Source organism: Nostoc sp., from assembly GCF_036917655.1.
Taxonomy (GTDB): Bacteria; Cyanobacteriota; Cyanobacteriia; order Cyanobacteriales; family Nostocaceae; genus Nostoc.
In genome coordinates, this window is the sequence record NZ_JBALCY010000079.1 from 39,135 (window position 1) to 51,274 (window position 12,140).

Below are 12,140 nucleotides of genomic sequence, written 5' to 3' on the forward strand. Positions count from 1 at the left end.
TGACTAACAGGTAAGTTAAAGCGCAGCAACAGCTAGCACGAAGAAGGCAGGGTGGTCTTAGGCAAACTTCGTAAGTAACTCCCTTACCAAAATCAGGTTTTAATTCCCAATTTTTTCTTCTGGCATCAATTTATTAGATGTTGTTTTGCCACATAAAAGCATATTAGTAAGAGATTAATCCTTGGCAAAGAAAGCGTTAATATCAACTTAACCAAGATTAGATTTTAACCTTTTTTATAGATGTTACTTTTCTCTTCATCATCCAGCCTAGACTACAAGCAAAGAGAGCGCCAACTAAGGGTGTAGGTTCAGGTACTTGTGTATACGAAACTATACCTGATATCGGTTCATCATCTGGAGAAGTTCTAGAGAAAATTGTAAAATCATCACCAATGATTTCGTAACTGATAGAACTGGAAGGATTAGCTTTATCGTTGAACAGATAGTTTAATGCTAAAGATGTTTTTCCTGTTAAGGATGTGGTTTGAAAGACAACAGGAAAATTTGGGTATTTGGTATCATCTTGTTCAGTGTAAACGCTAGAATTACCGTCAAATTTGAAAGACAGTGACTTAATAGTAGCTTCGGGATTATTTTCATTACTAAAAGTTGAGTCATCAAAGCTAAAAAAGCCATTTCCCTTAGTTACGGGGCTATCAACTGTGAAAGCGTAATTAATAATTGCAGCCGATGCAGATTTTGCATCTAGAGTAGCAAAACCTAAAGTCAAAGTAGCAGCAGCAAGCACTAATTGTGGAAAAAATTTCATCTCAGTTTTCCTCTCGATAAACTTTTGTCAGCAATCCACGCTGCAAGGTATAGAAATAATTAGTTTCTAACTTACTTATTTCCCAAATGGGTATTCATCACTGATTACAACAGTAATCAGAATCAATGATTTTTACCTTTTTAAGATAAAAAGATAAGTCTCCAAGTCATTGGAGTCACCATATTTTAGAATGATCAGTTTAAGCAAACTTTAATTAGAGGTAAAAATAAAATCGAATTTATGTTTCCTAATGAAAGACTTAGGCGATAACTAATATCATGTCCGTCAAATTACCCATAATAAAAGAACCCCACCCCCAACCCCTCCCCGCAGGCGAGGAGGGGAGACAAAGCGTAGCTTTGGCGGGGTGGGGTTCTTCGGGTTTTATAAGTAATCAAGCGGACATGATAAGCTGTTCCACATTTAACTTGCATAATTAGGGCGGGCAAGATGACCACCCCACAAGAGAAACATCTAATTTGGTTATACAAATTAGATGTTTCTCAGCTTATTAAAAGTTTTGGAGTGATTGTTACGCATCCAGTTTCAGGAGTTTCAGCCCTATCCTTGAAGGTTGGTAGCGCTGCTTTGAAAGTTAAAAAGAGTTGGTGCGTTAGCCTCCGGCATAACACACCCTACGAGAATACTTTGATATTCTCTTCCTATTGTTCTAACATTTGGAAGAATCGGGTAAAGTAATCTGGAAAGGTTTTCGCTGTACAGCCAGGATCTTTAATCACAATTCCTGGAACCTTCAAGCCAGTGACAGCAAAAGCCATCGCCATTCGATGATCGTGATAGGTTTCAATCGCCGCTGGGGTAATAGGGCTAGGCTCAATTTTCAGTCTATCTGCAAATTCTTCAACCTTAACTCCTAGCCGACGTAACTCTGTGACAACAGCTTTAATCCGATCGGTTTCCTTATATCGAATATGTTCCACATTGCGGATGGTAACAGGTGAACTGGCAAAAGGCGCGATCGCAGCTAATGTTTGCACCAAATCTGATATATCATTCATATCAATGTCGATGCCTTGCAATTGCTTCGGCCCCGTCACTTCGGTGTAATCATCCGAATCCTTAATCTGGCAACCCATCTGTTCTAAAACATCCAGCCACAGAATATCACCCTGACAGGATTGTTTAGTCAAATGTTTGACGCGCACCCGTCCACCTGTGACAGCGGCGGCGGCAAAAAAGTAAGAGGCATTTGACGCATCGGGTTCTATTGTGTAATGTCGAGCTTGGTAACGTTGACTCGCTTTAATCTGAAATTGATTATCGCCGATTTGAATCACCTTCACGCCAAAATCTGCCATCAGACGACAGGTCATTTTGACGTAAGATTGAGAAACTAGTGTACCCTCAACCTCAATGCTCGTATCTTGTTGAGCATAAGGCGCAATCATCAGCAATGCCGAAAGTTGCTGACTTGTTTGGTTCGCTTTCAACCGAAAATTTCCGCCAGCGAATTGCCGACTATAGAGGGTGTAGGGCATAAATCCGGAGTTTCCCTCAAAGTTAATGGTTGCTCCGCCCGCTTCCAGCACCGTCAGCATGTCACCCATCGGTCGTTCTCGCATTCGGGGAACGCCATCTAGCCGATATTCGCCGTTTCCCAGTGCCACCAGCGCCGAAATAAACCGTGCTGCTGTACCTGCCAAACCCACAAATAAATCTGCCTGTTTAGCTGGAATGTCGCCTCCTCTTCCCGCCACTTGGATTTCAGCCAGATGAGGATTCAGCGTAATGGAAATGCCCAATTGCTCTACGCATTTGGCAAAATACTCGCTGTCTTCACTAAATAAGGCATTTTCTAAAATAGAGTCACCTTGCGCCAAAGCAGCGACAAGCAAGGCCCGATTGGTAAGACTTTTAGAACCGGGAATTTCTACCGTGGCATCCACTGGCCGATTTAGAGCAGGAATTGCAATGGTATCCACGTTCAACCTCTATGTGGGCGGTCAGCTACAACTTTATATATTGCCATATTGTGACTAAAAGGGGCAGATAACAATTCGTAATTCGTAATTCGTAGTTGAGTGAAAAATCTGACTCTGCTTTTGGGAATACTCTATTTATTCACCTGACTAATCTAGAACCCAGGCATTATCAATATGAAATGGATTAAACCATCTCTATATGTAGCCTTTTTCTTACCTTTGTATTTGGTTTCTGCTTTGACAGTACAGGTACAGGCTCAGTCATACCATTCCCATAAAACTTGGCAAATTAGTCAGACATTTAAGCCACCACAGCGGGGAAAACCTCCCGCAAGTGCTGGTGGTTCTACCCGTGGTGGCTCTTGCCTAACAAGGAAAAAACTCATAATTCCCTTAATACCTCCAGATAAATTAGGGCTGACATTTGCTCAACGTCCAACATTTTTCTGGTATGTACCTCCATCTCAAGTCAAAACAGCCAAGTTTATGCTGCTAGCTGAAGACCAGAATGTATTTTATGAAACATCTTTTACACTTCCCAATAAACCCGGAATTATTAGCTTCAAACTTCCTGAAAGTGCCCCTGCACTCGCTGTAGGTAAAACTTATCACTGGTATCTAACAATTGTTTGTGATGCTCAAGACTCCAGCGAAAATCCGACTGTAGATGGTTGGGTGGAACGCACTCAACCAGGATTACCCTTGTCGGAGGCGTTAGCAAAGGCAAATTTGTACAAGTTGCCCACCATGTATGCAGAAGCTGGGATTTGGCATGAAGCGCTGACAAGTTTGGTGAAGCTACGCCAGACTGAGCCGAATAATTTCAAAGCGAGGCTGGATTGGAGACAATTTTTCAAGTCAGTAGGTTTGAGTGCGATCGCTTCAGAACCATTGATTGATTGTTGCACATCTAAGAATTCAGCACCAAATTAAAAAAGGGCATTGGACATTGGGAGAATTCTAAACTCTTAACTCCTAACTCCTAACTCCTAACTCCTAACTCAGCACTCAGCACTCAGCACTAAATATTATGTGGGCAAAGCTGAAACCGCAAATCTGGCAATGGCGAGGTGTTTTACTCGCTGTTCCCAATATTACAGCCCTGGTGATTGCAATACGCTTGACTGGATTACTGCAATTGTTGGAATTGGCGGCACTAGATCAATTTTTTCTCGTCCGTCCACGAGAGTCGCCTGATACCCGCATCGTCATAGTTGAGATTAATGAGGCAGATATCCGCAAGCAGGGTCAGTGGCCTATGTCTGATGGAACACTTGCCAGTTTGTTAAAGAAAATAAAACAGCAGCAACCCAGAGCAATTGGTTTAGATATTTATCGTGATTTACCCGTCAATCCCGGTCATCAAGACTTGCTTAAGGTGTTTAAGTCTACTCCCAATTTGATTGGAGTACAAAAAGTCTCCGATACTATTGATAGTTCGGCGGTTGATTCGTCTCCAGAACTGAAGCAACTTCATCAAATTGGGTCAAACGATTTACCCATAGATGGGGATGGCAAAATTCGGCGAGCATTATTATACGTAAATTTAAATAATGACGAGATTCTGGAAAGCTTTGCCTTAAAACTGGCATTGTTGTACTTGAAACCTGAAGGTATTACCGCGAAGCCAGCAGCAACTAACTCCAATTACTTGCAGTTAAATCGGGGTATTTTCCCGATTTTTGAAGCTAATGATGGGGGTTATGTCCGAGCAGACGCGGGGAGTTATCAAGTGCTGTTGAACTATCGAGGGCGGATACAGCAGTTTACTAAAGTCTCTCTCACCGGAGTGCAAGATAACCTCATCCCACGAGACTTAATGCGAGACAAAGTGGTATTAATTGGTGCTACTGCTGAGAGTTTGAAGGATTTATTCTATACGCCTTACAGCAGTAATGTCTTTACTGACCCGGAACGGATGGCGGGTGTGACAATTCATGCTAATTTGATTAGTCAAATTTTAAGTGCAGCAATGCAAGGTCGTCCGTTAATCAAGTCTTTACCTGAGCCGGCAGAATGGCTATTAATTTTGATTTGGTCAATTATTGGTGCTAGCTTGTGCTGGCACCAACGCCACAGTAGCAACCAGAAAACCCTCATGGCTATTAGTGTAAGTCTTGTGGGTGGCGGGTTAATTGGTGGTAGTTTTCTGGCGTTTTTGGCTGGTTGGTGGATTCCCGTTGTCCCTTCATTGTTGGCATTTGCAGGTTCTGCGATCGCACTCACTCAGTATATTGCCCAAAGCGCTACCGAGATGCGAAAAACCCTCGGTCGCTATCTAACTGATGAAATCGTCGCCAATATCCTGGAAACTCCTTCTGGGTTAAAGCTGGGGGGAGAACGCCGAAAAGTTACGGTTCTCGTGTCTGATTTAAGAGGATTCTCGGCTATTTCCGAACAATTGCCACCTGAAGAAGTAGTAAAGATTTTGAATCTTTATCTGGGAGCAATGACGGATGTGATTAACCAGTATAAAGGCACGATTAATGAGTTTATGGGTGATGGGATTTTTGTGATATTTGGTGCGCCAATTAGTCGTAAAGATGATTCTCAACGAGCGCTCGCCTGTGCTATTGCGATGCAATTGGCAATGCAGCAAGTGAACAAACAAAATCAACAAATGAATTTCCCAATCCTCGAAATGGGAATTGGAATTAATACAGGCGAAGCCGTGGCGGGAAATGTCGGTTCTCAAAAACGCGCTCAATATACAGTTATTGGCAGTCATGTGAATTTGGCTGCCCGAATTGAGTCTTATACCGTAGGAGGACAGATTTTAATTTCCGAAAATACCTGGAAAGATGCCAATATTGACCTCCAAATTGCTGGACAACTACAAATAGAACCTAAGGGAATGAAACACCTTGTGACAATTTGTGAAATTCGTGGCATTGGCGGTCAATATAATTTATTCTTGCCTAAAGATGATGAAAAAATGGTCATTCTTAATCAAGAAGTCCCTGTAGAATACAGTATTTTGCAGGGGAAACATGTCGTGGGAACAGTATTTCTAGGAGCATTGATTAGCCTCTCAGAAAAAGGGGCGCAATTGCGCTCACCACACTCTTTAGAACTCTTGAGTAATCTCAAACTCAAGTTATTAATTCAACCAGGACTAGCAACAGAAGAAGAACATATCTATGCCAAGGTGATCCAACAATCTAATGTTGACGAGCATCTTTTTCTGCTTCGGTTTACAGCTGTTCCCCCAAAAGCGATGTCTGACGACAAGTCGCTAGGCGTCTACGCATTTCTCAATGCACTCCGTCAGCCTGGGTGAGATTAGGGGATCAATATTGAAATGGTAACGAAGGGAGGTGGATGTAAATACGGTCAACCCAAAAAGTAGGTAGTCTAGCTTTTTTTAAAACAGTAGCAATTGTTGCTGATAGAACCAAGCGATCGCGGTAAGATTTTGGACTTAAGCCTGATCCAACTCCAATAACTCCTAACTCTGACCGAATAATTAACAATTCGTAATTTAAGGTATAGAGCAACTAACTTGAGTTATGGAGATAAAAATATGATTTCTTCTAAAACTGAGATTAAATTACATCCAAAGGACAAATGACGCACCTAAACAACTTTCAAAGACTAGTGGAACTTGCAAATGATCATGGAATTATTTGTCAGCCCACACCAGAAGAATGTTTGATTGGCTCCTTGCCTGGAGATGATGATTTCTTATTAGCTTTTACTTGGTCTGGTACAGTTGAAGGAGAGCCACCAGAGCATGAATTAATCGCAATTAGTGTACAGGATATAGTCAAAGAAGTTACCGTTGCTGCTTGGCAGATTCCTATTTATTTATTCGGAAACGTTTTAAGGCAGGCTCAGATGCTTGTCGCTGCCCACAAAGATTTTGTTAGTTAGCAGACAAGCCCTAGCTAAAAATTACTATCCCTGTCTACTGTGGCAGGGATTTTTATTTGAACTACTGCGCCCAAGGCAAGAGTTGCTTTTTTGATTTACCAATCTTTTTCTATTCTCAATACCGCTTAGAGCTTAACCGAACCGTATTGAGTGCGATCGCACTTCGCACATTCCCAAAAGCGATCGCCTTTCAGAAAATCTCAACAACACAGCGTAGACGCATAACGCGGAGCCGGAGACGTTTCCGTTAGCTCTGGGCTTGTCGTTAGACATCGCCACCTCAAAAACAAAGCGTAGACGCATAGGGGCTTTTATCTGTCCACTGCATTGCAGTATTAGGTTCGCGTCTGCCACGATTTTGGATCTCTGCGACCATGAAAAATTGCTGTGATAATCACTCGACTCGAAACAATTCGATAGTACACAGCATAGGGAAATCGTCGTACTAATGCTCGTCGAATATCACGGTAGGCAACTGCATAGGATTCTGGCATCTGGCAAATTAGATTCACCGTCTCGTCTACACAGTCCAAAAACTCGTTGCCCAGACCAGGTTTCTGGCTCTCATACCAACTGTACGCTTCATTGAGTTCTTCTTGAACTTCTGGGCGAAATACCAGGACATAATTCATTGCTGTCCCTTAATTGATGCTTTGATTTCCTCCCAAGTCAGCACATTGTCTGGATTTGAATCGTAATCAGCTATTCGACGATCAAGCTCTTGCTTCTGTGCGTCGGTTAAATCAGGGTAAACTTTCTCTGCTGCGATGCTATCCCAAATTGCCTGCACAATACGGATTCTATCTTCAACACTCAGAGTTGCAATTTCGTTCAAGGTAGCTGTGATATCCATGCTGATTAATTTGGAGGAAAAAGTAAGCGACTGATACACCTCAAATATAACGGAGAAGATTTTGGCTATCAAATTGAACTGCTGCAATTGACAATCCGACCGTCTAAAAACTTCACACATTCCCAAAAGCGTAGGCGTTGGCGTAGCCTCTCCAAGAGTTGGCATCGCCTTTCAGAAAACCTCAAAAATAAAGCGTAGACGCATAGCGCCCAGGCGAGACTCCGAAAGCTCCGGGCTTGTCGTTAAACATCGCCTTTTATGGAAAAGCAAGTGCTGTGTGTATATTTGAATTAAAACAAAAAAGTATGATAACGAGTATCAAACGTTATTTGTTAGAATGTCATTTGTTACTAATCAGAGAGAAGTTATCTTGTGGATTCTACATTTAACTGGAAACCAGAACAGACTTTACTTGAAAAAGTAATAAATGTGGCTAGTCAAGGAGGAGAATCTCCTGAATCAATTGTTAGTGAAGCTGTTAGACTGTATCTCGAAACCCAATTGGTAGAACCAGTTGATAACTATGGATCTGACCCATTAATTGGCTTATTTGCAGGAACACCTGATTTTGCTACAAATTCTGAAGATATTCTCCAGCAGGAAATTACTGAAAAATCTGGTTGGACGTGGAAATAACCTCAGTGGTGGCTGATACGGGTTTTGTTGTAGCATTGTTAAACCGTTCAGTTTTATGCACAGTATTGTCACAACAGTATATATAGAACAAAAACAAATTCTGTTGCCACAAACAGTATTGGCGGAGTTAGCTTATTTGGTCGGACGTAATGCAGGTGTAGCGACGGTAGTAGCTTTTTTACAAGGGCTATCTGCAAGTCGATTTAGATTGGTAGCTTTGACAGACCAAGATGTAATTCGTGTGGCAGAAATATTGGATGAGTATGCAGATAGTCGGATTGATTTTGTAGATGCAAGTGTTATGGCTATAGCTGAACGCTATGGTATTAAAAAAATATTTTATTTACCTTAGATCTAGCGAGATTTTAGATTATTTCGACCTAAGCACTGCAATAGCTTTGAGATTTTTCCATGAAGAAAATAAACGCAGTCTGTCTGTTCATATTTGACTTAGAATCCAGACAAGTGGAAGTGTAAATTTTATGTCTAATTATCAAGAAGTACTACTGCAAGCTCAAAGCCTAACTCCTGAAGAGCAAATACGCTTAATTGAAGACTTGTCAAGCTTAATTCGTCAACAGGTGACTATGACACCTAAGCCAAAGCGTAGCATCCTCGAATTACGTGGGTTAGGTAAAGAAATCTGGAATGGCGTTGATGCTCAAGAATACGTTAATCAGGAACGTGATTCATGGAATGGCTAGTCCAGCTACAGGGGCAAATTGTGGGTTTGGATACTGCTCCACTGATTTACTTTATTGAAGAAAATCCTAATTATTTGAATGTTACAGGTGCTTTTTTTGAAGCTATGTTTCGTGGTGAGTTTAGCGTTGTAACATCAGTTTTGACTATCACGGAAGTGTTAGTCTATCCCTTGCGACAAGGAAACACAGTATTAGCTCAACAATATCGTGACATTCTGCTCAATTCCCAAGGTTTGACTACTATGGAAGTTTTTCCCGACATCGCTGAAAATGCGGCACAATTGAGGGCAGATTATAACTTAAGAACCCCAGATGCTATTCAGATGGCTACTGCTATTCGTGGAGGTGCATCATTTTTCTTGACAAATGATGCGCGGTTGCCGTCTTTACCAGCGTTATCAGTATTAGTGTTAGATAGATTAATAGTTTGAGTCTTTTTGTATGTTGCGATCTTCGTAGCTTACCGAAGGTATCGCCTTTCAGAAAACCTCAAAAACAAAGCGATCGCCTGTTGTTCCAGAGTCAGCGATCGCCTTGCAGAAAACCTCAAGAATAAGGCGATCGCTTGTTGTTCGAGAATGAGTGCGATCGCTTTGCAGAAAACTTCAAAAACAGAGCGATACCTACAGCAAGCTACGAAGATCGCACTTCGCACATTTCCAAGAGCGATCGCTGAAATAACAAATGCTGTCGCCGAAGTAGCAAATGTAGTCGCCGAAGTAGCAAATGTAGTCGCCGAAATAGCAAATGCGATCGCGTGTTGGGGAAGAGTAAGTGCGATCGCACTTCGTATATTCCCAAAAGCAATCGCCTTGCAGAAAACCTCAACAACACAGCTATCGCACTTCGCACATTCCCAAGAGCGATCGCCTTGCAGACAACCTCAAAAACAATGCTATCGCCTGTTATGGAAGAGTGAGTGTGATCGCCTTGCAGAAAACCTCAAAATAAGCGATGTCTACGACGGACTACGCCTACGCACTTCGCATACTCCCAAAAGCGATCGCATTACAGAAAATCTCAAAAACAATGGGTAGATGCGTAGCGGCTTGTCGTTAGACATCGCCTGTTATTATATTTCTGGTTGTGTTTGTTAAATAACTCTTAAAACCCAAAAGCTAAAGCATCCAACATATATTTACTTTTATCCCGCCCCACTTCCAGATAGATTTCTAATAATTCTTCATAAGCAGTTGCTCCCCCTACAATATTCCAAAATTCATTTCCGATAATTACAGCCTCTTCAAAAGGTAAATAGCTTTTTGCCTGTGTCCATTTATAATCAGCTTTGGTGACACCGTATGGATTATAAGGCATAGCATAGTAAGCTTGTAATTGAGGACGATTTACACCGCGCAATAAATGAAATCTAAGCAGACGTTGCAAGACTTCTAAACATTGTCCTTTGTTTGGTTTAGGAGCTTTGATTTCAAATAAAAATTCTGTGCCGTCTTTCGCCAGAATATAAAGATCAGCGCGAACAACCTTTATTTCTAAATCATCACTACGACAAGCATTAATAACTGCTGTTATCATCTGTTCAAAAGATGGCTTTGCTTGTTCTTTTTTAGCAGCCGATTCGTAATTTTGTTTTTGAAGTTCAGCTTGTGCAAAAGCAGCAAGACTTACTTCCGATTTAATATCATAACCTCGACGTACATCTTGATGATGTTCTAGAGCAATTAAGCGAGCGCATTCTTCAAAAGAATTACCTAGCTTTGTACTCAAACCTCTTTCAAATTGGTTGATACGTATTAATTCTGGTGGAATTAGTGCTGCTTGAAATGGTTTTAATTCTCCATTAGATGAGAATCTTGATAAATACTCTGCTGCATTATCTGGCTTTAAAATTTTACGCCCTTTATACTCATCTACAAGAGCTTTAATAAATCCTTCTAAATAACCTTTAATTACTGCACGAGTGTTTGAACTAATAGCTGCCATATTTAAATTTATTTAATCTATGGGGATTATTTTTAACAAAGCTTTTGCTAAATGGTAAACGACAGGAACAGAAACCGCATTCCCAAATTGATGCTTGGCTGTACTCTCACTCTCAGCGATTTTAAAAGTTTCTGGAAATCCTTGTAATCTAGCGTAATCTGTGGCTGTTAAATGTTTATAGTTCTTTTTGACATAAATTTCTTGAATAAAAATTTGCTTATATGCTTCTGGCTCCTGACATTCTATAGATATAGTTGCAATAAAGTCTCTAGTTCCAGTTGCTGTTAAAGTTGCAATAGCCTCAGCATGAGGCAAGAATATTTTAGAAATGCCATTAATTCCTGAAGAAATTTTAGAATTAACAAATTCATAGCCTTTACCCTCGACAAGATGTAAAATTTCTTTGGCTACTAAAATATTTATTTCTTCAATCTGTAAACTAGGAATGAGAGCTTGTAATATTTTAAATTCTAAAGGATTACCATCTTTAAGTCCATAAATTTTCTTTCTTCTATTTCTCAATATAGTTTTACAAATGAACTTTTCTCTTAAAGTTGTTTCTATTAAGTCCCAAGAATGAATAGTAGTATGTCCATCTCTGATATCAGCAAAAGTGAAAAAATCATTTAATTCATCTATTTTTTGAAATCTGCCTCTAGAAGCTGGAATTTTACCATCAGGAAATAAAGTTTCTGGTGAAAATCTTTTTTTGGCAAAATTACTATGTTGAATACCAGCAATTACTTCATAAAGCTTTAGCTGTTTATTTAAAGAGTTAGGAAACGTAAAAGCCCAGCATTTTTCAATATCATTTCTAATTCCAACAATAAATATCCTGTCTCTATCTTGAGGTAAACCAAAATCGTAGGAATTAAGCACCTGGTATTTTACTACATAACCACATACTGTTAAATTATTAAGTATATATTCCAGGCTTTTTCTATTTCTTGGCTCTGTTAAACCTTTAACATTTTCAAATATAAATGCTTTCGGTTGGTTAGCTTTTACCACTCTAAAAACATCAATCCATAGCTTACCTCTGGGGTCGTCTAAGCCTTGTAATTTCCCAGCGATTGACCAAGGTTGACAAGGAACACCCCCGACTAGCAAATCTATCTCAAATGGGAGCTTATTTAAATTAGTAATATCTCCTAAATATGCTTCGTTAGCATTGGCATCACGAATAAAGTTATTTTGGTAAACTTTAATAGCTTCTTTATCAATTTCCGAATAGCCTAGACATATTCCTCCTAACTCTTGCAGAGGGATTCTAAATCCACCTATGCCAGCGAATAAATCTATAAATGTAAATTTTGATTGAGAACTTATAACATTTACAGGTTCAAATAACTGAAATAATTCTAGTTGTTGAGCATAAACACCTGTTTCGATGTGTTTCTTTTTGATCATGCCGGATT

15 protein-coding genes are annotated in these 12,140 nt (G+C 40.2%); 8 read left to right on the forward strand and 7 right to left on the reverse strand.

Features of this window, described 5'->3' with window-relative positions:
- Positions 1–217: 217 nt before the first annotated feature.
- Entirely contained in the window at positions 218–769 is a 552-nt protein-coding gene (locus tag V7K30_RS30395; protein ID WP_335005766.1) for a PEP-CTERM sorting domain-containing protein, read from the reverse strand.
- A gap of 662 nt (positions 770–1,431) precedes the next feature.
- Positions 1,432–2,712, reverse strand: coding sequence for a 3-phosphoshikimate 1-carboxyvinyltransferase (aroA, locus tag V7K30_RS30400; RefSeq protein ID WP_335005767.1), 1,281 nt, complete (start codon positions 2,710–2,712; stop codon positions 1,432–1,434).
- A gap of 174 nt (positions 2,713–2,886) precedes the next feature.
- Between aroA and V7K30_RS30405 the strand changes: the two genes are divergently transcribed.
- From V7K30_RS30405 to V7K30_RS30415, 3 genes are all read left to right on the forward strand, one after another.
- Complete coding sequence (locus V7K30_RS30405) at positions 2,887–3,645, forward strand: DUF928 domain-containing protein (protein ID WP_335005769.1); 759 nt, start codon at positions 2,887–2,889, stop codon at positions 3,643–3,645.
- A 97-nt stretch (positions 3,646–3,742) separates the two neighbouring features.
- Positions 3,743–5,992: a CHASE2 domain-containing protein gene (locus tag V7K30_RS30410; RefSeq protein ID WP_335005771.1), complete on the forward strand. Its 2,250-nt coding sequence runs from the start codon at positions 3,743–3,745 to the stop codon at positions 5,990–5,992.
- A gap of 287 nt (positions 5,993–6,279) precedes the next feature.
- Positions 6,280–6,585 carry a hypothetical protein gene (locus V7K30_RS30415; protein WP_335005773.1) on the forward strand — a complete coding sequence of 102 codons (306 nt, stop codon included), beginning with the start codon at positions 6,280–6,282 and terminating at the stop codon, positions 6,583–6,585.
- A 132-nt stretch (positions 6,586–6,717) separates the two neighbouring features.
- Here V7K30_RS30415 and V7K30_RS30420 read toward each other — a convergent pair whose 3' ends face one another.
- From V7K30_RS30420 to V7K30_RS30430, 3 genes are read right to left on the reverse strand one after another with little or no spacing between them, the layout of a single operon-like run.
- Positions 6,718–6,939 carry a hypothetical protein gene (locus V7K30_RS30420; protein WP_335005775.1) on the reverse strand — a complete coding sequence of 74 codons (222 nt, stop codon included), beginning with the start codon at positions 6,937–6,939 and terminating at the stop codon, positions 6,718–6,720.
- Positions 6,921–7,217 carry a type II toxin-antitoxin system RelE/ParE family toxin gene (locus tag V7K30_RS30425; protein ID WP_335005777.1) on the reverse strand — a complete coding sequence of 99 codons (297 nt, stop codon included), beginning with the start codon at positions 7,215–7,217 and terminating at the stop codon, positions 6,921–6,923. The genes V7K30_RS30420 and V7K30_RS30425 overlap by 19 nt, the downstream gene beginning before the upstream one ends.
- Positions 7,214–7,603, reverse strand: coding sequence for an addiction module protein (locus V7K30_RS30430; protein ID WP_335005778.1), 390 nt, complete (start codon positions 7,601–7,603; stop codon positions 7,214–7,216). The genes V7K30_RS30425 and V7K30_RS30430 overlap by 4 nt, the downstream gene beginning before the upstream one ends.
- 207 nt (positions 7,604–7,810) lie before the next feature.
- On the opposite strand from V7K30_RS30430, the gene V7K30_RS30435 reads away from it, so the two are divergent.
- From V7K30_RS30435 to V7K30_RS30455, 5 genes are all read left to right on the forward strand, one after another.
- A complete protein-coding gene (locus tag V7K30_RS30435) occupies positions 7,811–8,074 on the forward strand; it encodes a hypothetical protein (protein WP_335005779.1) in 264 nt (87 codons plus the stop codon).
- Between the two features lie 55 nt (positions 8,075–8,129).
- Positions 8,130–8,426: a type II toxin-antitoxin system VapC family toxin gene (locus V7K30_RS30440; protein WP_335005780.1), complete on the forward strand. Its 297-nt coding sequence runs from the start codon at positions 8,130–8,132 to the stop codon at positions 8,424–8,426.
- A 130-nt stretch (positions 8,427–8,556) separates the two neighbouring features.
- A complete protein-coding gene (locus V7K30_RS30445; protein ID WP_334826188.1) occupies positions 8,557–8,778 on the forward strand; it encodes a hypothetical protein in 222 nt (73 codons plus the stop codon).
- Positions 8,766–9,209, forward strand: coding sequence for a type II toxin-antitoxin system VapC family toxin (locus tag V7K30_RS30450; protein ID WP_335005782.1), 444 nt, complete (start codon positions 8,766–8,768; stop codon positions 9,207–9,209). Before V7K30_RS30445 ends, V7K30_RS30450 begins: the two co-directional genes overlap by 13 nt.
- A 6-nt stretch (positions 9,210–9,215) precedes the next feature.
- The gene (locus V7K30_RS30455; protein WP_335005784.1) at positions 9,216–9,815 is read left to right on the forward strand and encodes a hypothetical protein; all 600 of its coding nucleotides are present in this window, start codon (positions 9,216–9,218) and stop codon (positions 9,813–9,815) included.
- 67 nt (positions 9,816–9,882) lie between these two features.
- On the opposite strand, the gene V7K30_RS30460 is transcribed toward V7K30_RS30455, so the two are convergent.
- Positions 9,883–10,722 (reverse strand): TdeIII family type II restriction endonuclease, encoded by an 840-nt coding sequence (locus V7K30_RS30460; protein ID WP_335005786.1) that lies wholly within the window; start codon positions 10,720–10,722, stop codon positions 9,883–9,885.
- Positions 10,723–10,734: 12 nt separating this feature from the next.
- Complete coding sequence (locus tag V7K30_RS30465; protein WP_335005788.1) at positions 10,735–12,132, reverse strand: DNA cytosine methyltransferase; 1,398 nt, start codon at positions 12,130–12,132, stop codon at positions 10,735–10,737.
- Positions 12,133–12,140: the final 8 nt, after the last annotated feature.